The sequence below is a fragment of the Laspinema palackyanum D2c genome, from assembly GCF_025370875.1.
Classification (GTDB): domain Bacteria; phylum Cyanobacteriota; class Cyanobacteriia; order Cyanobacteriales; family Laspinemataceae; genus Laspinema; species Laspinema palackyanum.
In genome coordinates this window covers 14,585-37,634 of record NZ_JAMXFD010000016.1, presented here as the reverse complement: position 1 = coordinate 37,634, position 23,050 = coordinate 14,585, and the positions used below count along the sequence as shown (strand labels likewise).

General features: G+C 48.4%; 20 protein-coding genes. 11 read left to right on the top strand and 9 right to left on the bottom strand.

Annotated features, from left to right (window positions below):
* Window positions 1–587: 587 nt before the first annotated feature.
* The gene (locus NG795_RS17945) at window positions 588–3,344 is read left to right on the top strand and encodes a bifunctional acetate--CoA ligase family protein/GNAT family N-acetyltransferase (RefSeq protein ID WP_367290009.1); all 2,757 of its coding nucleotides are present in this window, start codon (window positions 588–590) and stop codon (window positions 3,342–3,344) included.
* A gap of 43 nt (window positions 3,345–3,387) precedes the next feature.
* Here the strand turns inward: NG795_RS17945 and NG795_RS17940 are convergent, their stop codons facing one another.
* From NG795_RS17940 to NG795_RS17925, 4 genes are all read right to left on the bottom strand, one after another.
* Window positions 3,388–3,819: a type II toxin-antitoxin system VapC family toxin gene (locus NG795_RS17940; protein WP_367290008.1), complete on the bottom strand. Its 432-nt coding sequence runs from the start codon at window positions 3,817–3,819 to the stop codon at window positions 3,388–3,390.
* Complete coding sequence (locus tag NG795_RS17935) at window positions 3,816–4,229, bottom strand: type II toxin-antitoxin system HicB family antitoxin (RefSeq protein ID WP_367290007.1); 414 nt, start codon at window positions 4,227–4,229, stop codon at window positions 3,816–3,818. Before NG795_RS17935 ends, NG795_RS17940 begins: the two co-directional genes overlap by 4 nt.
* A 62-nt stretch (window positions 4,230–4,291) precedes the next feature.
* Window positions 4,292–4,543 (bottom strand): hypothetical protein, encoded by a 252-nt coding sequence (locus NG795_RS17930; RefSeq protein ID WP_367290006.1) that lies wholly within the window; start codon window positions 4,541–4,543, stop codon window positions 4,292–4,294.
* 83 nt (window positions 4,544–4,626) lie between these two features.
* Window positions 4,627–5,193, bottom strand: coding sequence for a DUF2887 domain-containing protein (locus NG795_RS17925; RefSeq protein ID WP_367290005.1), 567 nt, complete (start codon window positions 5,191–5,193; stop codon window positions 4,627–4,629).
* A gap of 413 nt (window positions 5,194–5,606) precedes the next feature.
* On the opposite strand from NG795_RS17925, the gene argF reads away from it, so the two are divergent.
* From argF to NG795_RS17905, 4 genes are all read left to right on the top strand, one after another.
* Window positions 5,607–6,527, top strand: coding sequence for an ornithine carbamoyltransferase (gene argF, locus NG795_RS17920; RefSeq protein WP_367290004.1), 921 nt, complete (start codon window positions 5,607–5,609; stop codon window positions 6,525–6,527).
* A gap of 189 nt (window positions 6,528–6,716) precedes the next feature.
* Window positions 6,717–8,516 carry a sodium:solute symporter family protein gene (locus NG795_RS17915; RefSeq protein ID WP_367290003.1) on the top strand — a complete coding sequence of 600 codons (1,800 nt, stop codon included), beginning with the start codon at window positions 6,717–6,719 and terminating at the stop codon, window positions 8,514–8,516.
* Between the two features lie 152 nt (window positions 8,517–8,668).
* Window positions 8,669–8,920, top strand: a complete 252-nt coding sequence (locus NG795_RS17910) for a DUF8624 family small hydrophobic protein (protein WP_254567000.1) — start codon at window positions 8,669–8,671, stop codon at window positions 8,918–8,920.
* 6 nt (window positions 8,921–8,926) lie between these two features.
* A complete protein-coding gene (locus tag NG795_RS17905) occupies window positions 8,927–9,406 on the top strand; it encodes a GNAT family N-acetyltransferase (protein ID WP_367290002.1) in 480 nt (159 codons plus the stop codon).
* A gap of 24 nt (window positions 9,407–9,430) precedes the next feature.
* On the opposite strand, the gene yhdJ is transcribed toward NG795_RS17905, so the two are convergent.
* Both yhdJ and larC read right to left on the bottom strand, forming a co-directional pair.
* Window positions 9,431–10,225: an adenine-specific DNA-methyltransferase gene (gene yhdJ / locus NG795_RS17900; protein ID WP_367290001.1), complete on the bottom strand. Its 795-nt coding sequence runs from the start codon at window positions 10,223–10,225 to the stop codon at window positions 9,431–9,433.
* A 58-nt stretch (window positions 10,226–10,283) separates the two neighbouring features.
* On the bottom strand, window positions 10,284–11,612 hold the full coding sequence (gene larC / locus NG795_RS17895) for a nickel pincer cofactor biosynthesis protein LarC (protein WP_367290000.1): 1,329 nt from the start codon (window positions 11,610–11,612) through the stop codon (window positions 10,284–10,286).
* An 82-nt stretch (window positions 11,613–11,694) separates the two neighbouring features.
* Between larC and NG795_RS17890 the strand changes: the two genes are divergently transcribed.
* The 4 genes from NG795_RS17890 (at window position 11,695) to NG795_RS17875 (ending at window position 15,818) form a co-directional block, all read left to right on the top strand.
* Window positions 11,695–12,330: an L-threonylcarbamoyladenylate synthase gene (locus tag NG795_RS17890; protein WP_367289999.1), complete on the top strand. Its 636-nt coding sequence runs from the start codon at window positions 11,695–11,697 to the stop codon at window positions 12,328–12,330.
* A gap of 343 nt (window positions 12,331–12,673) precedes the next feature.
* Window positions 12,674–12,817: a hypothetical protein gene (locus NG795_RS17885; RefSeq protein ID WP_367289998.1), complete on the top strand. Its 144-nt coding sequence runs from the start codon at window positions 12,674–12,676 to the stop codon at window positions 12,815–12,817.
* A gap of 164 nt (window positions 12,818–12,981) precedes the next feature.
* The gene (locus tag NG795_RS17880; RefSeq protein WP_436836062.1) at window positions 12,982–14,256 is read left to right on the top strand and encodes a HetZ-related protein; all 1,275 of its coding nucleotides are present in this window, start codon (window positions 12,982–12,984) and stop codon (window positions 14,254–14,256) included.
* An 818-nt stretch (window positions 14,257–15,074) separates the two neighbouring features.
* On the top strand, window positions 15,075–15,818 hold the full coding sequence (locus NG795_RS17875; RefSeq protein ID WP_367289997.1) for a PHP domain-containing protein: 744 nt from the start codon (window positions 15,075–15,077) through the stop codon (window positions 15,816–15,818).
* 343 nt (window positions 15,819–16,161) lie between these two features.
* Here NG795_RS17875 and NG795_RS17870 read toward each other — a convergent pair whose 3' ends face one another.
* Entirely contained in the window at window positions 16,162–16,845 is a 684-nt protein-coding gene (locus NG795_RS17870; protein ID WP_015151455.1) for a response regulator transcription factor, read from the bottom strand.
* Window positions 16,846–17,109: 264 nt separating this feature from the next.
* On the opposite strand from NG795_RS17870, the gene NG795_RS17865 reads away from it, so the two are divergent.
* Together NG795_RS17865 and NG795_RS17860 are read left to right on the top strand one after the other, a co-directional pair.
* Window positions 17,110–18,672, top strand: a complete 1,563-nt coding sequence (locus tag NG795_RS17865; protein WP_367289996.1) for an FAD-dependent oxidoreductase — start codon at window positions 17,110–17,112, stop codon at window positions 18,670–18,672.
* 219 nt (window positions 18,673–18,891) lie between these two features.
* Complete coding sequence (locus tag NG795_RS17860) at window positions 18,892–19,536, top strand: Uma2 family endonuclease (protein ID WP_367289995.1); 645 nt, start codon at window positions 18,892–18,894, stop codon at window positions 19,534–19,536.
* A gap of 250 nt (window positions 19,537–19,786) precedes the next feature.
* Here NG795_RS17860 and NG795_RS17855 read toward each other — a convergent pair whose 3' ends face one another.
* Window positions 19,787–21,895 carry an ABC1 kinase family protein gene (locus NG795_RS17855; RefSeq protein WP_367289994.1) on the bottom strand — a complete coding sequence of 703 codons (2,109 nt, stop codon included), beginning with the start codon at window positions 21,893–21,895 and terminating at the stop codon, window positions 19,787–19,789.
* A gap of 270 nt (window positions 21,896–22,165) precedes the next feature.
* The gene (locus NG795_RS17850) at window positions 22,166–23,008 is read right to left on the bottom strand and encodes an adenylate/guanylate cyclase domain-containing protein (RefSeq protein ID WP_367289993.1); all 843 of its coding nucleotides are present in this window, start codon (window positions 23,006–23,008) and stop codon (window positions 22,166–22,168) included.
* Window positions 23,009–23,050: the final 42 nt, after the last annotated feature.

Below are 23,050 nucleotides of genomic sequence, written 5' to 3'. Positions count from 1 at the left end.
GGCGTTCTGAACAAGATTTAGGGCAATCAGCAGCAAGGTAGCGGTAGAAATCCCAAGCGGGGGTTCTCGAATGCTGTCCTGATGCCCTAGGACTTGGTACAGGGGAAGACTAACTGAGTTGGTGAAAACCGATTGCCCTGTAAACACCCCAGAACAAGGCAAAAACCGGCTTTCTTGTCCCAGGGGTTGAAAACAGTATCTATTGCCCTAGCCGGGAGAAAATTAGAGTGGATAACCGGCGAATGACTGAATATTCAAGCTTTCCTGACAAAAGGGGGGTCTCACTTGCGAGCGTCCCCTGGTTGCTGACAGCAGGCGAATTTAAGAGGCGATCGCCCCGTAGAGTATCTCAACTCACCGACAAGCATCAGTTAATTTCGTTAAGGTGGGAAAGATGGGACTCTATGCCTGACGCAATTGAGAACGAGGTGACTGCACAATTCTAAAAGGATTGTTACTTTTTCCCGAAAAAGCGTACAGGACTGGGTAGGCTAGGGGTAAGTAACTCTAAGCTTTTTTACTCAGAAAGATAGGGTCGCGTCTGGAATCAATCCATTTAGAAGATTATATTTAAGGAAAATCCAGCGATGCAAAAGCCAATCGCAACCAACCCAGACCAAACCCAGGGCAGCGTCTCTAAACAAGACTTCCTGCGTTACGAACGTCAACCCCTGGATGCCATTTTTAAACCCAAAAATGTTGCCGTAATCGGTGCAACCGATCGCCTCGGTAGTGTGGGACGAACCATTTTATCTAATTTAATTGCCAGTCCCTTTGGTGGGGCAGTCTTTCCCGTCAATCCCAAGCGGGATAACGTGCTGGGGATCAAAGCCTATCCCAGCATTTCCGCCGTGCCCGACCCTGTAGACTTGGTAATCATCGTCACCCCCGCCCCCACAGTTCCGGGGATCATTCGCGAATGCGTCGCGGTTGGCATTCCTGGGGCGATTATCATCTCTGCGGGGTTCAAAGAAATTGGCCGGGGGGGAATCGAACTGGAACGGCAAATCCTCGCCGAAGCCCGTCGGGGTAAAATGCAGATTATCGGACCCAACTGCCTCGGAGTGATGAGTCCCCTCTCTGGACTCAATGCCACCTTTGCCACCAAAATGGCCAAACCCGGGAATGTCGGCTTTATCAGCCAAAGTGGGGCATTATGTACCGCCATTCTGGATTGGAGTTTGCGGGAAAATGTCGGCTTTAGCGCCTTTATGTCCATTGGTTCCATGCTGGATGTGGGTTGGGGGGATTTAATCTACTACCTCGGGGATGACCCCAACACCCAAAGCATCGTTATCTACATGGAATCCATCGGCAATGCGCGATCGTTCCTCTCTGCTGCCCGGGAAGTAGCCCTCAGCAAACCGATTATTGTCATCAAAGTTGGACATACCGAAGCAGCCGCCAAAGCTGCCGCCTCCCATACCGGCACCTTAACCGGCAGTGACGAAGTGCTCGATGCCGCCTTCCGACGGACGGGAGTATTGCGCGTCAACAATATCTCATACGTTTTCTATATGTCGGAGGTCCTCGCCAAACAACCGCGCCCCAAAGGACCCCATTTAACCATCCTCACCAATGCCGGAGGTCCCGGGGTGATTGCCACCGATGCCCTGATTACCGAAGGGGGACAACTCACCGAACTCGCCCCAGAAACCATTTCAGAACTGGATGAGTTTTTACCCACCCATTGGAGTCGCAGCAACCCGATCGACATCTTAGGGGATGCGGAACCCAGTCGCTATGCCAAAACCCTAGAGAAGGCAGCAAAAGACCCGAATAGTGATGGATTGTTGGTGATTTTAACCCCGCAAGCCATGACGGACCCCACGGAAACCGCCAAACAACTGGAACCCTACGCCAAAATCAAAGATAAACCAATTTTGGCCAGTTGGATGGGCGGAGAAGATGTCCTAGAAGGGGCGAAGTGGCTTAATCAAGCCAATATCCCCACCTTTCCCTATCCGGATACAGCGGCGCGGTTGTTTAATTATATGTGGCGCTATACCTACAACCTCCGCGCTTTGTATGAGACGCCGGTCCTGCCCAAGGATGATGACCAAAATACACCCGATCGCGCTTTGGTGGAAAAAATTATTACCCAGGCGCGGAAAGAGGGACGCAACCTGTTGACGGAGTTTGAATCGAAACAGGTATTCGCCGCTTATGGTATTCCCACGGTGGAAACTCGCATTGCCACCAGTGAATCAGAAGCAGTCGCATACGCCAATCAAATCGGCTATCCCATCGTCCTCAAACTGTATTCGGAAACGATTACCCATAAAACCGATGTTGGGGGGGTGAAGCTCAATTTAGGCAGTCCTGAAGCGGTGGGAAATGCTTATCGGGCGATCGAAACCTCGGTGGCTGAAAAAGCCGGGGCGGAATATTTCCAAGGGGTCACTGTCCAACCGATGATTAAATTAGACGGATATGAGCTAATTGTGGGCAGCAGTATCGACCCGCAATTTGGCCCGGTTTTACTCTTTGGTACCGGGGGACAGTTGGTGGAAGTGTTTAAAGACCGAGCCCTGGGGTTACCGCCCTTGAATACCACCCTGGCAAGGCGGATGATGGAACAGACGAAAATATACAAAGCCTTGCAGGGGATTCGGGGACGGGACCCGGTGGATATCGGGGCGATCGAGCAATTGATGGTGAGATTTAGCCAGTTAATCGTCGAACAACCTTGGATTAAAGAGACGGATATTAATCCATTGCTGGTATCTCCCGAACAGATTATCGCCTTGGATGCCAGGGTGGTCCTGCACGAACCTGATAGCAATCCCGATGAGTTACCTCGTCCAGCGATTCGGCCTTATCCGACCCAGTATATTACGATGTGGTCGATGAAGAATGGCACGCCGGTGAGAATTCGTCCGATTCGTCCGGAAGATGAACCGTTGGTGGTTAAGTTTCATGAGTCTTTGAGCGATAGCTCGGTCTATTTCCGGTACTTCCACTTGCTTAAACTCAGTCGCCGGATTTCTCACGAACGGTTAGCCCGGATTTGCTTTATCGATTACGATCGCGAAATGGCACTGGTGGCAGATTACCGAGATCCCGAAACCGGCGAACACCAAATCCTCGGATTCGGTCGTCTCACGAAGTTGCACGGTTCCAATGAAGGGGAATTTGGATTACTGATTGCCGACCCGTATCAAGGGTTAGGGTTAGGAACGAAACTGTTGCAACAGTTGGTTGAAGTGGGACGAAGTGAGAAACTGGTGCGGATTACCGCTGATATTCTGCCAGATAATGGGGCGATGCAGCACCTGTCTCAGAAAGTTGGTTTCAGCTTGAAACGGGATGAAGATGTGATTCGCGCTGAGATGGAGTTGTAGTCAAGGGGAGTGGGTGCGATCGGGAAACTGAGCGTACCCCTTCTCACGCTTCTGGGGCGATCGTCCAATCTTCCCACTGCAACCTTGGGATTTGTTCAAAATCCCGATGGTTGCGGGTGACTAGAATTGCACTGAGGGAGAGGGCGACTGCCCCAATTTTCAAGTCTTGCGCCCCGATCCGGATTCGTTGCTGTCTGAACTCCTGGTATTGCGTCAACCCAGGGCGATCGAAATCAAGGAGATTGAGCTGATTGAAATCCTCTACCGTTTCCCGGAGTTTGGCGTAGGCTAAAATCAGCGCATCTCCGGTGGGCGATCGGCGAATTCGATTGAGTCGTCCATACAGTTGTTCTTCCACCGTCACAATTGTAACGGCTAAGTGTTCAGGATCAACCTGCTGAATGCGCTGATTAATGTGTGGATGTCCGCGTTGTAAAAGAGAGAGACAATCCGTATCAAATACCCATAACGTCATTTGCCTGATTCCTCCGCATCCAGTTGACGATAATAATCTTCCATTTCTGCATCAATTTCTTGACGGAACGCCTCAATATCTTTCAGCACTTCATCAAAGTCTGGATCATCTTTGTATTTTCCCGCCAACTTCATCCAAGGATGCTCCGCGTTGGGATTGACAATTTGTAAAGAAGCTATTTCCGTGGTTTCTAGGCGAGTGCTAAGGGCTTGATTGAGATTAGCGATCGCCTCTTCTTTAGTCAATCCCGACCCTTGGCAATCGGACAAACCCAGCACAGTTGCCTGATATCCCCCTTCTGACTGTTCGGAAATCAGAACAGTCAAATTAATTTTATTCCAACTCGTTTGAGCGGGTTTTTGCACCTGAATATTCAGCAAATTTGTCCTAATTTTATTCTCCGATTTCATTCCCAGTCATGATTCTTTCATTCATCTGGACTTGCCTGATTCCTGATAACTTTTCCCTCCCTCTACGCCTGACTCTCAGGAGTCTTATCAGAATTCGATAAGTCTGGGATTACTTGCCGAACTTGCTCAACATCCAATTCTAATGCCAATGCAAGTTGTTGTACAGTCAGCCCCATTTGCAAGAGCTTAGGGACCGATTCCAGCTTACCTTCGAGCTTACCTTCGATCTGACCTTTGAGCTTGCCTTTTTCCTTGGCTTCCGCTGCGACTTCTTGAAAATACCGCGTCTGTTTCAACTCGTCTAATCCAAACATGGCTTTAATCTCCTGACTTGTTCAATGAATATGGCTGGGGCTTTTCCTAAAAAAAGCCCCGACAATACCGCTTAAAACGGGTTTTAACTCTGACTCAGAGGAGGATTATCAGGATTCGATAAGTCTTGGATGACTTGCCGAACTTGCTCAATGTCTAATTGTAAGGCCAATGCAATTTGTTGTACAGTCAACCCCATTTCCAATAGATTAGGGACCGATTCCACCTTGCCTTCGAGCTTACCTTTGAGCTTGCCTTTTTCCTCCGCTTGCGCGGCGACTTCTTGGAAATACCGCGTCTGTTTCAACTCGTCTAATCCAAACATGGCTTCAATCTCCTGAGTTGTCAAATCCGTGAGCTTATAGACCATGATGGTCTCTATTAATCCTACAACTTTTTGCTTGAGTCCTTCATCCACAAGCTGCTGCTTTGCTTGCTGGATTAATTGGTGTGCTTTGTCGATCGCCGTTTGGCGTTCCTCAACCACCAAGGTAACCATTCCCAATCCCAAGGAGGGAGTCGGAGGGTCTTGTAGTTCATCCAGATAAAGTTGGACTAATAGTGGGGACTCTTCCGGGGAGTCGCTTCTCAGAAACCGTTGATATTGGCGATTTTTTGACTGGAACCCGAATGATAGTTTTATTATAAACATTTCCAAATAATATTTAATAAATCTGGGTAGATTTTTCTAATAAAAATTTGCTATTAAAACGGAAAAAGATTGATTGCCTTCAAATATTTTTAAAATAATTTAATAGTATTTTGTTGGCTTATAAAAAATACAGTAAAATCCTAAATTGTTGTGTAAAACAAACCAAAATTTAACGTTCTCTTGTCAAATTACCACCTAAAGTATCGAGAAGATAGAGGCAAGTTTTGGGACATCATTGGGAATTGTCATCAATTGTCAACCGTCGTGGAGAAACCGTAGCGATCGCCAGGGCGTGAATCTGGTACTGTTTTAGGACAAGCAATCCCATGAGGGTGGTGGGGTCTGAATCCCTCAGACAACAACCCCAAGCCAAACCATAAGAGAGAACGAAACAATCAGGAGAAAGGAGAACTATGGCGACATTAACAGGACGAGATCTACTCAGCGTTGCTGATCTCAGCGTTGAAGAACTGCATCAACTGCTGGATCTCGCGACGCAGATGAAAGCCGGAACCCTCACCCCCCGATGTGAAAAAGTGCTGGGGTTGCTCTTTTCCAAAGCCTCAACTCGGACTCGGGTCAGCTTTACTGTAGCCATGTACCAACTGGGGGGCCAAGTGATTGACTTAAATCCCAATGTCACCCAGGTGAGTCGGGGGGAACCCTTACCGGACACAGCGCGGGTGTTAGACCGATATTTGGATGTTGTCGCAATTCGGACCTTTGATCAGGCGGACCTAGAAACCTTTGCTCACTATGCCGAAATGCCGGTGATTAATGCCTTGAGCGATCGCGAACATCCCTGTCAAGCCTTAGCCGATATCATGACCGTGGGCGAATGTTTCGGACAACTCGAAGATGTCACCCTCACCTATCTAGGCGATGGCAATAATGTCGCCCACTCCCTCCTCCTGGCAGGGGCAATGGTTGGCATGAATATCCGCATCGCCACCCCGGCACAATTTGAACCGGCTGCCGAGATTGTCGAACAAGCCAAGAAAATCGCCCAAGGCAAAAGTGAAATCTTAATCACCCATGACCCCATCCAGGCGGTGAAAGGTGCACAAGTGCTCTATACCGACGTTTGGGCGAGTATGGGGCAAGAGGAAGAAGCCAGAACCCGGATTCCCCTATTTCAGCCGTACCAGGTGAATGAAGAGTTGTTTAATCATGCCGATGGAAGTGCTATTATTTTGCACTGCTTACCCGCTCATCGCGGTGAAGAAATCACCGATGGGGCGATCGAAGGGGCGGCATCCCGTGTTTGGGATCAAGCCGAAAATCGAATGCACGCCCAAAAAGCGCTGTTGGCAAGCGTACTCGGGGCAATTTAGCGGGAAACAGCCCGACACCCTTAAGGGTGCGGCTATACGGACGTAGACGCCCTCGCGGGTTCCCGAAGGGTAGCCCGCAAAGGCGGGCTAAGAGAATGCTGAATTGATTCGGGTATGGAATGCGATCGCCCTTCTGGATGGGGGTATGCAGCGCGTTAAGATTGGCGATTAGGTTTTGATAAGTAAAGAATGACACTCATAGACTGGTTAATTGTCTTGTTTTATCTCGTTGCCACAATGGCAGTGGGGTTATATCTATCCCGAAAAGGCTCCAAGAATCTGGCCGAATTCTTTGTATCCGGGCGATCGCTACCTTGGTGGTTAGCCGGAACCAGTATGGCTGCCACCACCTTCTCCATTGATACCCCTCTCTACATTACCGGCATCGTTGGTAACCGAGGTATTGCGGGAAACTGGGAATGGTGGACCTTTGGCATTTCCCATATCATCATGGTGTACATCTTTGCCCGGATGTGGCGGCGATCGGAAGTCATCACCGATGCAGAACTTACGGAAATCCGCTATGGCGGCAATATGGCAGCGGTTTTGCGCGGTGTCAAGGCCTTTATCTTTGCCGTTCCTATGAACTGCATCGGCATCGGCTATGCCATGCTGGCAATGGTAAAAGTGGTGGATGCCTTGGGAATTTGGCAAAGTCTCGGCATTGATGCCGGAGAAAATACCCTCAAACTGATTAGTGTAATTGGCGTTAGCATCTTCGTGTTAATCTACGCCGGATTAGCGGGATTGTGGGGCGTCGTTGCCACGGACTTCTTCCAATTTTTCCTCGCCTTATTTGGGGCGATCGTGGTGGCAATTTTTGCCGTAAATAGCGTTGGGGGCATTCAAGAACTGGTTCGGCAAGTCCCTCTAGTTTCTGACAAAGATATTTTGTCCTTGTTACCCCTAAGCTTTGGTGGGGAAGGTAATGCCTTCATTCAATTCAGCCAAACCGCAGGGATTACCGCCAGTACCTTTCTGGCTTATATTGCGATTCAATGGTGGTCCTGGCGGCGGAGTGATGGCGGTGGGGAATTTGTTCAGCGCTTTGCGGCGGCGAAAAACGAAACCGAGGCAGAAAAAGCTGCATGGTTGTTCAATATCATGCACTATGTGATTCGGACTTGGCCTTGGATTTTAGTGGCATTAGCTGCCCTCGTGCTGTATCCCGATTTACAAGATAAAGAATTAGGCTACCCGAAATTAATGTTAGACTTCCTGCCGCCTGCGATGCTGGGGTTAGTCGTAGCATCGTTGATTGCAGCGTTTATGAGTACGGTGTCTACCTCCATTAACTGGGGGGCTTCGTTTATCACCAATGACCTGTATTTGCGTTTTATCAAACCCTCAGCAACTCAAACCGAATTAGTATTCATTGGGCGGTTATCGTCGGTATTGGTAACCGCAATTGGCGCGATCGCCGCCTTTGTTGCTTCTGACGTTGCCACCGTGTTTCGTCTCGTGATTGCCATCGGCACCGGCTCAGGTTTAGTCTTAATCTTACGCTGGTTCTGGTGGCGCGTGAATGCGGCGGCCGAACTTACCGCCATTCTCGGCAGTTTCATCATTGGTTCTGTCACCAGTTTGGTCCCGGCGTTAACCATCGCTGACTTTGGGTTACGCCTGATGTTCATCACTGCCAGCGTTACCATCTTATGGGTGATTGCTTTATTTGCAACCAAACCAGAAACCGAAGCAACCCTCAATGAATTCTATCGCCGGGTTCGTCCCGGGGGACCCGGTTGGACAAAGCAACGCGCCAGTACCGGATTAGAACCCGCCCAGAATTTGAGTCTGGATCTACAACGAGTAGCAGCAGGGATTTTACTGCTGTTTGGGTTTTTGTTAACCACGGGAGGGTTCTTACTCTTACAACCGGCGATCGGGTGGATTTCCCTAATTGTCGGGGTTGGTGGATGGATGTGGTTGCGACAACTGAATAAGTCGAATGCCTTACTGATGCCTCGTCCCGGAAGCGATCGCGATTAGTACCCAACAAAGGGTGAGGATTCCTCCCCCACCCTTTGTCTGGTCATCCCCTAGCAAATCGTGAGATAATAATCAAAGTAACCCCTCAAAAAGGGTGCAGCCCGCTCAATCTTCATGCCCGCAGTTACATCGTCCTATCTTTTACCCCAATGATGTCAATCATCCGATCGCAAATTTTGCCCTTCTTCATTTTCCTAGTCTTTTTAGTCGCATTAGTCGCCGTCAGTGCGCGGATTTTCTTACCTGCTGATATGATGGCCCCCGCACCCATCGAAGAACAAGTGCAACCTGCCGATCGCCTCTCTAGTATCTCCTTCCCCAACGTTGCCGAACTGCCTCCCTCTCTATCCCATTTGATTAAAGGGTTACCGGAAGATACACTGTTTTTCAATCAAGAGAGTTAGGGGAATTTGCATAGCAAACCGGCAACTCTGGAACTGATTCCGGGATATCACCTGCGGGTTGGTTCATCCCGCGATCGCTACTTACTGGTAAAGTTCTTGAAGTTAACCTATCAGGAACTTTACCCAGACCATGACTTTTCCCATTTAGGCCAAACCGTTGACCAATATTTTGCCGAGGAAACGCCATTATGGTGGGTGGAATCGGCTGATAATTCTGAACCCGTGGGTTGTTTGTGGTTAGGAAATGCAGTGGATCAGGTTAAAGGCGATCGGCACGCTCATATTTTTGTGCTCTATGTTGCACCAGAACACCGTCGCCGAGGATTGGGTTCAGCATTAATGGAATATGCTGAAAATTGGGCCAGGGAACGAGGCGATCGGCAGATGGGTTTACAAGTCTTCCTCAATAATCCCCCCGCCTTAAATCTCTATCAAAAATTAGGCTATCAAAGTCATTCCGTTTGGATGCTTAAATCTTTAGAATAATCAAAGCGCTCAAATTATCCCAAATCAATCTGGTTTTAATTCAGGATGATTCAGGTTTATTCCCAAGCGATTCAATCCAATTTCTACATACTCATATTCTCGTTCAATACTAATTGATTTTCGCTCTAATCGCTGAGAAACGGCTGCGGTGGTAAAGCTTCCAGCAAATAAATCTAATACCAAATCACCCGGATTGCTACTAGCTTTGATAATTCGTTCGAGTAACGCTTCCGGCTTTTGCGTCGGATGTTTTCGATATTCCGGCATTCTGTATCTCACTCGCGGAATATACCAAACATTTCCTGGGATTTTGGTCGTACAATAAGGAGCCGGTTCCCTTTTTCGATAATCTATCAGTTTTCGGACTGCGCCCGTCTTGGCTTCAATCCGAATTTCATCGGCATTAAATGTATAAAATTTAGGATTTTTAACGGCAAATAAAATCGGTTCATACAATGAGCCAAAGTGTTTTTTCGCTTGCATTCCCGAACTATCATAATGCCAAATAATCCGGGATAAAATGGTTAATCTTTTTTGCAGGTAAATATCCAGATGAGGCATATATTGTGTAGCAGACATCAAATATAATGTCCCGGTGGTTGTGAGCTTACGAAAACATAATTCTAGCCATTGATAGCACCAGCCTAAATAAGCCTCATCACCTTTCCACTGTTCTTTTTTGCCATTGAAAATTTTGCCGATATTATAGGGAGGGTCGGCAAAAATTAAATTAATACTGTTATCTTCAATCCCGGTTTCTAAAGCATCGATAACATCTCCCCAAATCACTTGATGTCCGGGGATTTCAAATACTTTCATTTAAGTTTCATCCCATGATTTGAAGCATAGAGAAACGGCACCGCATTGTCCTCCCCACTTATTCTAATTTTCTATACCATGCCTGCAATCCTTGGCGATGAACTTCTTGCCAGGGGATATTCTGCGATCGCCCAATGTTAGCGCAATCCTCATACTCCGGTTGCACATTCATAATCCTCCCCTGACTATCCGTGGCAACCTTGACCCGCACTTCCCCGAATGGAGTGGAAACGGTCTGGAGTTCCCGATGCAAAATCGATCGCTGTTGGGTCGAAATCCGAATCCCCAAGGTAGGCGTTTCCCGAAATATTACCGCTTCACAGGCTTTTTGTTGTTCAAGATGACAAATCACCGTCAGCAAGATGCCGGTTCGGGATTTTTTCATAGATATTGCCTCCGTAAAGGCATCCAATGCACCTGCTGCAAATAATCGCTCTAAGGTATAGGCGATCGCCTGGGGATTGGCATCATCAATTTGCGTTTCTAGGACTGAAATAGTCTCGGTAACCGTCGATTCTGGCGGATTAGGGGTTAATTCCCCAACCCACAGGCGCAGGATATTGGGAATGGGCAAATCCCGAGAACCCGCACCTAATCCAATTTGCTCAATCCTCATCGGAGGCGGATTCCCAAAGGCAGTGGCGAGGGTGACTGCGATCGCCGCACCAGTTGGAGTAACTAATTCTTTCTCAATCCCATTACTATAAACTGGCACCTGCCGCGATTGGAATAACGACAGGACCGCAGGCACGGGCACCGGCAATCTGCCATGTGCTGCCCATACTGTACCCCCTCCCGTAGGCAAGGGTGAACAATACAGTTGCTCAATTCCTAACCAATCTAATCCCAAGCAAGTCCCGACAATATCCACGATCGCATCGGTTGCACCTACTTCATGAAAATGCACCTGTTCCGGCGCAATCCCATGAACCGCCCCTTCGGCAACCGCTAAAGTCCGAAATACTTGCAAACTCCAGGTTTCAGCCCGTTTCGGTAACTGCGCCCCTTGAATCAGCGTCTCGATTTCGGGTAAGTGGCGCGTCGCGGGATGACTGTGATGATGTTTGTGTTCATGCTCATGATGATGTTCATGCTCATGCTCATGGGGATGATGATGATGCTCATGTTCATGGGGGTGATGAGGGTGGCGATCGCCCGGATCTGGATTAGACTGAGCAACAGTCTCAACCAGATCAACATGAATTTTCATCGCCTGCTGGGTGTTGCGGTGCACCCATTCTTGCCTGAGTTGGTATTCCGGACCAATACCGAGGCAGTCGAGTTGCTCCCTGAGATAATCAAACGGAACCCCCGCACTCACCAGTGCGCCAAGGAACATATCACCAGCAATGCCGGTGGGACATTGAAGATAGGCAATTTTTTTCATCAATCCGCACAATAAATAGTCAAGAGCCCAGATTCATGGGCAATCCAGTCCCAGTTAATTTTCACATTTCAATTCACCGATTATGGCAACTCTATACGAAATTCATCCGGAAACCCCCCAAGTTCGCAAAATTGAAGAAGTGGTGGATGCACTGCAAAAAGGTGCAGTCATGCTTTACCCCACAGATACGGTTTATGCGATCGGCTGTGATATTACCGTTAAAGGGGCGATCGAACGAGTTAGGCAGATTAAGCGACTCTCGAATGATAAGCCGTTAACCTTTCTGTGTCCTTCATTATCCAATATTGCGGCCTACGCCACCGTCACCGATTCAGCCTATCGCATTATCAAGCGCCTGATTCCAGGACCCTACACCTTTTTACTCCCGGCAACGAAGCTGGTGCCGAAGCTGGTGATGGACCCCAAACGGAAAACCACAGGTATCCGGGTTCCAGATAGTCGGGTGTGCTTAGATTTACTTGAGGCACTGGGAAATCCGATTATTTCGACTTCAGCGCCTCTACCAAGTTATTTAGAACACAATGGTTTCATCGGTAAGGCGGAGTTGTTTGACGAAGTGGAAAAACTGGTGGATGTGATTATTGATACCGGGGAAGAGCCTGGATATCAAGTCTCGACCATTCTGGATTTAACCGACAATGAACCGGCGATCGTGCGGGAGGGGTTAGGGGCTGAACTGGTTGCTAATGTGATTTGAACAAGCGCCTCGCACCCTCAAGGGTGGAGCTATATGGACAAAGCCCACCTGGGCGGGCTAAAAAAACTTGAATTCTTGACCTGTCTGCGATCGCAGGCGGGTTTTTTTTAGCACCCTACAACGGACGCTCTCAACCTTGTTGGAGGATAGGCGATCGCAACTCTAGCCAACCCCACAGTTTTTAAAAGCAATTCACTCTTCTAGCAGAGGCCCTATATCCCCCCACCCCTAACCATCCCGAGGGGTGATCTTTTAAACATTGCCCACCGTTGGATCCGGATGAACCGCGTTCCCAAACGAAGAGGATCACGGAGATTTGATATCCAAGTTTTAAATGATACCCATGTGCCAGTTGTCAATGCGGAGTGGGTGGAATCAACCACTTTCTCGACCGTCCACCCGTAAAACCTTAGCCATTGGCCGATCGCAACCGGAAAAGAACAGACAGTGGCGCATCCTGTCCCGTTACAGCAGTATGCCGGTTTAGAAAGAGGGATCTACTGACCACCAAAGTCCGCTCAATCTTGGGACAGTCTAAATGTAGACAGCGCAGGGAACGAGAGCAAGAGGCTCAACCGACAAGCGACCCTCTCTTCCTTTCCCTCAATGTCTACGGTTCTTTAGTCCGGTGCGTTACCCGAGGCAAAACTCATGAACGTTAAACTAGCCAATTCGTCCAATTCCCGGAAAAACGATGCTCAAGTTCCTGCTACTCCGCAAATGACCGCAGGCACTCCTCAAGTGGAGAGCCAACCTGGAGACACCACCGAAGAACCCATCTTCATACTGGGAATGGACACGGAACAGTTGAGCGAGCAAATCCTCGATGAACTTAGCCAAAAGCTGAAAAGCGGCTCAAAAAGCGCCCAAGAAGTGGCCCTACGGATTGCCAAAGAGGTTGAGCGGATTTGCCGGAAAAGCAATCGGATTCAAAATTCGGGTGAAGTTCGCTCCTGGCAGATTACTCTAGCTCGCCATCGCTTACAAAAGTCTCTCCACTACTACAAGCTCGGTTCTCGGCAAGGTCGGGTGGACCTCCATGCTCAACTCAGCTCGATGGTTTACCGTCATGTGGCTCACCTGCACTCTCGTCTGAGCTTCCAAGCGCGATACACCTTAATCGAAGATTTCTTGCAAGGGTTCTATATCGAGGTGCTGCGTGCCTTCCGTCGCGAACATGAAATGCCCCTAACCTACACCCCTCGGACTCAGTTAGAACTGGCAGAGTATATGGCGTTTACCGAACATTACGCCAAGCGTCGGATTACCCTCCCAGGTCGCTACAATCAACAACTGATTGTGCTGCGTGCTCAAGGGTTCGCCCAAGGTCAACCCCCGGAAACGCTGGTGGATATTGAACAGGCGATCGAGTTTCCCAAGGGTGAAGATGCTGAGGTTCAAAGTCGCTCTTATGCGGCACAGCAGGTTCGGGAAAAAATGATTGCCGAGATGGTGGACCCAGCCGAGGCCGTGTTGCGCGATCGCGTGATTGCTGAGTTGATTCAATATCTGGAGTCTCAAGGTCAATCGGACTGTATCGATTATTTAGTCCTGAAACTGCAAGATTTGGCAGCTCCGGAAATCGACGAAATCCTCGGTCTGAGCGCACGTCAGCGGGATTACCTACAACAACGGTTCAAGTATCACGTTGAAAAGTTTGCTCGCTCTGGACATTGGAAACTGGTCCATCAATGGCTCGGTGCGGACTTGGATCAAAATTTGGGAATGCCCTTGCAACAGTGGGATAATTTCCTCGGTGACCTCTCGGAAGAACAGCAACAGCTTCTCAAACTGAAGCGCTCTGGAGCCAGCGACGCTGAAATCGCCCAAGAGATTAAATGTACTCCCAAACAGGTCCAAAAGCGGTGGTCGGCACTTCTGGAAAAAGCGTGGCAATCTCGTAATACTGAATCTCAGGAGAAGTAATTCCCTGTGCTAATTACTACTAGGTTCCCGAATCATCGGTCTCTGTTCACGAGCGATCGCTCAATTCACAGGTGGGGGACCGGCAGACACCCTCCGACTGCCGCCTCTGTTTCCCCCCCCTTCCAAATTTCTCAGCCCCGTTTTAGGTTCAATAGGGAGCCGGTCCCTCGACTCCCCGAGCATATTCCCTGGATAACCAAGCCCCTAGCTTGGTTATTTTTGTGGAGTTTCTCCGGTTTAGGTCATCCCAAATTCAGTTGTCAAAACCTAGTTTTCTCTTGAACCGGCGCTTCTGGGGCTTCGTCCGCTTTTTTCCCACCCTTGAGGGTGCGGGTTTTTACGAAGAATATCGGTTAGAAACCCGGTTTTTTGAGAAAAGTTAGGCCAATTTGCCACAAATTAGGGCCTGAAACCCCGGTTTCTTGTCCCCTGAATTTATACCTATTGGACCGTTCTAACCCCAGGGATTTGGCTTGAATGTTTGAGGTTTAATCAATCACCCGTTGTTAATAGTCGATTGATAATTCTGGCTTTTCCCCGGCATAGTTAATATTTTTTTAATTTTTTGGTGAGCACTTGATTCGGACTGTTAAAATATGTAAAGAAAATTCTCGCGCTCGTCAAGATCGACTTCTAAATTCTAAACGTTCGTTGCGAGTGCTACGGGTTCAGGACTATATCGCCCTTCCCTTCCGATCGCCGACCCTTGATGCCGACGTCGAGATGAACTTGCCGAAGGTGACGTTTTGCCGTCAACCCTCGCCTTTTCAGGGTGTGTTGATGTTCAACCCGAACACTCCCCAATTTATGAGGTAGTTATGACGCTCTTAGTCTCTCAACAGTCTATTTCAACTCAGCCCGTCGCACAGAACAAAGCGGCGCTAGGTCGCGTGTTTCAGGCGATCAACCCTGATAGTTGCCCGACTACTTATAATTTTCATCTCCATACCGTCTGTTCCGATGGCAAGTTACGCCCGGAAGAAGTGATGGAACAAGCTATCTGCATTGGTCTCAAAGGGCTGGCAATTACGGATCATCACAGTGTCAAAGGCTACTATGCCGCTCAACGCTGGTTGGATGAATGGTGGATCGACCATTCCAATTTATATCAAAGTGACAGAACCGTTGCGGAACTGCCTCAAGCCCCCCAACTCTGGACTGGGGTCGAAATTAATGCGGGTCTCCTGGATACGGAGGTCCATATTCTGGGATATGCCTTCAATCCAGAACATCCTCGGATGCAACCGTATCTGGAAGGTCACACGGTCAAGGGTCCCCATTATCAAGCCTCCCAGGTCATTCATGCCATTCAATCTGCCGGAGGATTGGCAGTTTTAGCTCACCCGGCGCGGTATGCCAAGCGATCGCCCGAGGACCTGATTCCCGAAGCCGCCGATTTGGGCATTGATGGCATCGAAACCTATTATGCCTACAAAAACCCTAACCCCTGGAAACCCAGTCCCAAGCAAACCGCCAAAGTTTATGAGTTAGGTGCCACCCACGGATTATTCCATACCTGTGGCACCGATACCCACGGCTCTAATTTGCTCTTACGTCTGTGATCCAATCAAAAGAAGCACCCAGGCAGAGAACCCTCATGTTTTCTGCCTCAGACACCACCGGCTAAAACAACAACAGCCATTGTCCCCAGACTCATCAAAATCATTAACGCTGCCATCATTAAGACTTGTCCCAAAGGTGAGGAAATTTTTGCAACTCTCATAAGTTTTAGGTCTTTTTTCTTATTGTTTGTTCAAGTAATGGGTCAAACGTTAGCAAAAATTTTCTCCAAAATGAGAAAATATGACCAATTTTTAAAGAAATGTAACTTTTCTTAATCATTTGCCGATCGCGGAGGATGATTCAACAGGTTGAAGTCAATCACCCGCAACGAGCCATCGGTCCCTATTCGGTCAACCCATGTTCCAGCGCATACCGCACTAACTCCGTTCGGCTGTTGGTGCCGGTTTTGCTAAATAAGCGGCTGACATATTTTTCGACATTGCGAACACTGGTATCGAGATTGCGGGCGATTTCCTTGTTCATCAGTCCCTTGGCGACTAAATCCAAAACACTTTGTTCGCGCGGGGTCAGGTCAATTTTGATCGGGGGTGGGGTTTGGGCGATGGAATGCCGTCCCGATAACATAGACTTAATTTCACCAATTTCCCGCGCTAAGGAGGCTAAATCTGGGGCTTCTCCTTCCCCACTCGCAGCGGCGCGACGATCTAACAGGTTACGGACGATCGCCACTAATTCATCGGGGTCAAAGGGTTTGGAGAGGTAGGCATCACAACCGGCTTGATAGCCTTGGATGCGATCGCCTGTCATCCCTCTAGCGGTTAAAAAAACCACAGGCATTACTTTAAACCGGGGGTCTTCTCTCATCCGTTTGAGAAATTCAAATCCATCAACTTGAGGCATCATCAAGTCCGTAATCACTAAATCGGGATGTTGCTGTTGCAGCAAATCCCATCCATCATTGGCATTACTCGCCACCTGCACGGAAAATCCTTCATCTTCCAGATAGGCTTGCACCGCTTCCCGTAATCCGGGTTCATCATCGACAAGGAGGAGTTGAGCTGACATCCTGAAATCTCCTAAAGAGGTTACTGCTTTTAACTTTAACGAAATTTGGGGTCAGATTGACGGTGAGGATTATGATCGTGGGGTTTTAGGGGGGTGGGGATTGGGTTGGGGAGGGGATAACGACTGAAGTCGTTACTACGAAAAAAAGAGGGATTTTCTTGGGGTTCAGTGCCTCCGGATGAACAGCGTTAGCAAAGGTATAGGGAATAATCTCTGTCGGGTTGTACCGGCGTTTACCAATCTTTGCGATCAAGAGCGCACATTATGAATAAAGCAGAACGGTATTACGATATCATCGGATTTGGGGATGAAGTACCCGGGGTTTTAGCGATGGTAGCGGCAGCGCGAGAGTATCGCCGTCAGACGAAAAAGTATCCCAAGATGTTGTTAATGTCTAAGGCAAATGCTGGAGAAGGCATTGGGGGTCATTTAATCCGAGGGAAATTATCTTATCTCGATCGCACTCAAATTGATCGGCAGCTTCAAACCTCTCTGAATCTGGATACATTCGGTGCGCCTTCTGCCCTGTATCAAGAGTTTTTAAAACGGGCGGGAGTGGTGCAAATTGCTCTTGACCCTGAAAAGGGCGATCGCGCTTTGAAAGAGATGCTTCGGGAAGCAGGGGTGGCGATTCTCAGTGAGGTTAAAATCGCCTCGGTGGTTAAATCTGGACCCAATTTGACCAGTATTCTTACCAGTCGCGGTGAAACCTATACAGCAAAGCAATTTATTGATTCTACCGTGAATGCGGAACTCGCACAAGCGGCAGGGGCGAAAAAGTCTCAAGGATTTGGAACTTTTGGCTTACCGGATTCTGAACTGCCGGTGACCTTGGTGTTTGAAACCGAAGGATTGAGTATTCAGCGCCTCAAAGAGATAGAATTAGCTTATCTGAAACGCTTCAGAAATTTGGCAGATACGGAAGCTCAGAATTTCCTCAAGTCTGCGGCTGGATTTGATGAGCGCAAAGCTGAATCATTGCGGCAGGAGTTGGTAGATTCCCACGGAAATTTAAAAACTTTGTGGGCGGGGAAAGATTATATTGATATTCGCTGTAATGCGTTATCCATCGCCTATCATTCGTTCCGAGGTAAAAAGTTATCCCTGTATGACAGTGGGGCAATTTTAGACCGAGGAAATGTGGCGATTTTATCCGGCGATCGCCTCTCTTGGAATGCGTTGATGATTGCGGTTACCGGCAGCGAAGCAGAGACGCTGGCAAACAATGGCGGGAAACCGACTCCGGCAATGCTGGAGGAGATGAAATTTGTTGAGCAATGGTTTAAGAGTATTGGGGCCAAAAAGGTAACGCCTGCATCGGAATTGTACATCCGACACGCGGGAAATATCACCGAGGCGATCGAGCCTTTAAGTGGTGCTGAAATGTTAGCCGGGGGCGTTCCCAAATCTGAGGCATTGGCAACCTTTGCCTATCATTTTGATGTGCGCGGAGGGATTCCTGGCATTGGCGATAAAGCCCTCGCCAATGGGTTTGTCAGTACCATGTTTAGTAAGCCAATTTTTAATGTCGGCATCCGTCACGCACAACTGAACTCGGTGCAGAATTTAGCCGTTGTCAGTCCTGCCTCTGGATTTGAGGGGTTTGCTTCCGCTGCGGGACGAATTGTGGAATACAATGCGGCAGTGGGTCATGGGTTAGGCATTGCGGCAACTTTAGCCCTGTTAAGTAATCGAAACCTGGCGGATATTTCTAATCAAGAGGTGCGAGAGGTGCTGGTTAAGGTGGGGGAATTACCGACCATTTTCGGAAAAAACTCGGCCCCGGATCTGGCTCAATTGCAACAATTTGAATCGGCGATCGCCTAATCAAAGTAACCCGTTATTACCTTTGGGACAGGGCAGTGCCTTGTCCTTTTTTTTTTACAAAAATTAACGGTTTCCATCTTTGAACGTCTGCTATAATTCCAGCAAAAGATACATTTGATATTTTTACCCTGATGCTCTACAGGACTTTCACAGATTTTGAAAATCCAAGCTAAATTAAGGCTGGAGCCAAACAATGCTATAACACCGCAGGTAAATGTTATGAATTTACTCAAAACAGAGTTTTCCACCGATGTCTGGGTGACTGCCACCTGGGAGGAATATATCGACACCCTTGAAAATGCAGACTATGAAAAATCTAAGGGCTACTACTACAACGGACAAGGGAGAATAGAAATGTCAGCAGTGGGGTGGAATCATGCTGAAGATAATGGAATCCTTGCCCTTTTAGTTAATTTATGGGGAATGACAAAAGGCATACCCATGAGAGTCCAGGTTAATTGCACTTACCGGCAATCGCGTAAAAACGAGTGCCAACCGGACCTGTCTTATTATATCGGCGATCGGGTAAAGTCATCTCCAAAAGGGAGTTCGGCGGTGGATTTAGATAAAAACCTCCCTCCCGATTTAGCGATTGAAATTGCGGTGACTTCTCTGGCAGATGATTTAGGAATTAAGCGACTGTTGTATGAGGAGTTAGGAGTGCGGGAATATTGGGTGGTTGATGTTCAAAATGCCCCGATCATTGCGTTTGAGATGATTGCACCCAATGGGAGTCAACGGATTCGAGAGTCGAAGTTGTTACCGGGTTTGGAGATGTCGTTGCTAGAGGAGGGGTTGCAGCGGAGTCGAGAGGCGGATAATACTGAGGTGTGCAATTGGTTTTGGGAAGAGGTGCAAGGATAAGGACAGAGTTAGGCTAGAAACCGGGTTTCTGCGATCACTTTTGCTTCCTCACAAAAATTTAGGAAAGAAACCCGGTTTCTGACCCCCGAGTTAAGCTAGAAACCGGGTTTCTGCGATAACTTTTGCTTCCTAACAAAAATTTAGGAAAGAAACCCGGTTTCTAACCCCCGAGTTAAGCTAGAAACCGGGTTTCTGCGATAACTTTTGCTTCCTAACAAAAATTTAGGAAAGAAACCCGGTTTCTGCCCCTCTATTTCCTCACTGTCACATTGGGATAAGTAATAACTTTTCCATTGGTACGGGAGGGAGGTAATTGTTGTTGAGGATGGGTGGGATAGGATGTTTTCCCATTGCCATTGGTGGGTTCTTCTTTGAGGAGAACTTCCCGAATTAGGCGGGCTAACATTCTTTGGGCTAAATCCCCGGCTATTTTTTGACCCATGCGTTGGGTTTCGGGTTTGATGAGGAAGGGGGCAAGTTTTTGGACGAATTCGGTAGTATTGAATCCGGGGGTTTCTTGGACAATTGCCCAAATTCGTTTAATTCGCTCCATTTTCTCTTGATCACCACTGGTGATGGCTGAAGTGGGTTTATTTCCTTTCCAGCCGACCCATTCTCGGAGGACGGAGGTGGCATTACTGAAGGCGTCGCGAGAGAGATGATCTAGACTTTTGACTAATTCTTCGACGAGGCGATCGCGGATGAATTCTCCCCGTTCGGAAAACAGAAATTCTAAGGCTTGATTTAATCCCTGGGACAGGTCATACTCATCACTTTCTTTGGCATTTCTCAATAGGTTTTCTAATCGGTTCCACCGGAAGTCCCCATCTTTAAACAGCAGGTCTCTCAATGACCCGCGCAATTCTGGGGAAGGGTCGGTTAATAGGCGTTTAGCCACATAAGGATAGGCTTTACTCAGAACTTTAAAATTCGGATCAACATTAATCGCAATCCCTTCTAAGGTAACTAAGGAGCGAATAATTAAGGCATAATAGGCGGGGACCCGGAAGGGGTACTCGTACATGATTTCCGACAGTTGGTCGGTAATGCTCTTAAAGTTGAGTTCGGCAACGCTGGCACCGAGGGCATTATTAAAAACGTTGGCGAGGGCCGGGATAATCGGTGTGAGGTCGGTTTCTGGAGTGAGAAATTCCAGTTTAACGTAATCTTTGGCGAGTCCTTCAAAGTCACGGTTCACGAGATGGACGACCGCTTGAATGAGTCCATATCTTTGATAGGGTTTGACCTCACTCATCATGCCAAAGTCGAGATAGGCGAGTTTCCCATCTTCGGTGGCGAGGAGGTTGCCGGGGTGAGGGTCAGCATGGAAAAACCCATGTTCAAGCAATTGGCGCAAGGAACATTGCACCCCGACTTCAATCAGGTATTTGGCGTCGATGCCTTGGGCGGTGAGGGCGGGGATTTGGGTGAGTTTGGTGCCGTTGATCCACTCCATTGTGAGAACTCGACGTCCGGTATATTTCCAGTAAATTTTGGGGACGTATATATCTTTAAGATGGCCGTAGAGTTGGGCAAAGCGTTCGGCGTTTTCTCCTTCTTTGTTGTAGTCCATTTCTTCATAGATGCGAGTGCCGAACTCGTCCATGATGGCTACTAAGTCGCTGCGAACTTGTTTGACATTTTTTTGCACCCAGATTGCCAGTTGCCGTAAGACATAGACATCGAGTCCCATGCTTTCGGCGAGTCCAGGGCGTTGGACTTTGATGGCGACGGTTTCGCCGGTTTTGAGTTTACCTTTGTAAACTTGGCCGAGGGAGGCGGCAGCTACGGGGTCAGGGGTGATTTCGGCATAGATGGCGGAGGGCTGATCCCCGAGTTCTTCTTCGATAAATTGGTAGGCGAGTTCGTTGGGAAAGGGGGGTAGCTGGTCCTGGAGTTTGGCGAGTTCTTCTAAATACAGGGGTGGCACTAGGTCGGGGCGGGTGGAGAGGGCCTGTCCGACTTTAATGAATGCCGGCCCTAACTTCGTCAGGGTGATTCGCAGTTTTTCGGCGCGTTTGCGTTCGTTTTGTTTGACGCGACCGAATTTTTTATCCCGCCAAATGCCAAAGGCGAGGGTGAGTAGGGGCCACAAAATTGCAAATCTGCGCCCCCAGACTAGAAAGGGCCGATCGCGATAAAGTTCGGTGATGGCAACGGGGTCGTACAACAGCGCATTGCTGTCTGAGTACGGTGCACCGGATTTGAGGGGGACCAGTTCGGTGGCGGCGGAATCGATATCCAGGGTAACTGGGGGATTGTTGACCCGTTCGGGAAAGGGGGATAAACCGGGAGATTGTTCCAAAACGGTATCGGGCTGAAATTTGACGGAAGGAGGAGAAACGGTCTTTGTATCCATGTATTCGAGACCCACTTACGGAACCATGTTAACTATTGTAACAATTCCGTCGCGGTCTGCTCAGAACTGCCTCGGGATCTAAGTCTGCGGGATGAGGAAGTCCAGGTTGCAGTCGCCTGAAATCTTTCGCGGGTATAACGACGGAACTCCCGGGGAGATTTAAGAACGAACTGCACGGTTGTAGAGCATCCGATGGCAAGAACGCTCATCCCTATTCCGTCGAAACCCACTGATTCAAAAACAGGATGCCATTGTTTTGTTGTTTTGCTGCTAATGTTCCGCCAGTTCCCAAGATTTCTTAGCAACCCAGGACCCATCCCACTCTTCTGTAGGGGGTTCTTTGAGCAATCGCTGGCAGCGCTTTAGATGCAACCGGGCGGCGCGATCGTGGCTGTTGATTTCCAAGACGGTGGCAAATTCTCCCATTGCGATCGCAAACTTGCGACTGAGATAATATTGCCGCCCAAGGTCATAGTGCTCCATCACCTTTTTACTCTCGTCGGAAATCGCTTCTCCTTTGAGTCCTAGATATTGATATAACGCCACTGGGGGATAGTTTGATCGCATCCGAATTCGGTCGAGTTCTCGGGCCCAAATGCGCTCCTCGCAGGCGCGATAAGTGTTTTCTCCCAAGACAATATTGCAACCATATTGATTGCTCACCCCTTGGAGGAGATTGCCCAGATTGACACCATCGCCTACGGCACTAAATTGCAGGGACTTATTTTCCGCAATATTATTGCTAATAGTCCAATCGGAATTAATTCCAATCCCCATCTGAATCACGGGTTGATTTTTCTCTTGGCGATGATGATTAAATTCATCGAGTTTTTTGTGCATGGCGATCGCCGTTTGCAATGCCATCCACCCATGATTTTCTAGGAACTGGGGTGCACCAAAAACGACAATTAGACCATTGCCAATACAAGCCACTTCTATTTGCTGCTCATGATTCTGCCTGTACTGATTTACAGCCTCCAGCATTGACTCAAAATAGTCTTGAAGCAGACGGGCGACCTCGGAGGCTTCTAAATTTTCCGTCAAGCTACTATAGCCGGAAATTTCAGAGAATAAGACTGAAACTTCTTGGCGATCGCCGCTAGAATTTACCATATTCCATACACATTGTCAACTACCGATTCCATCTTTCTTCAA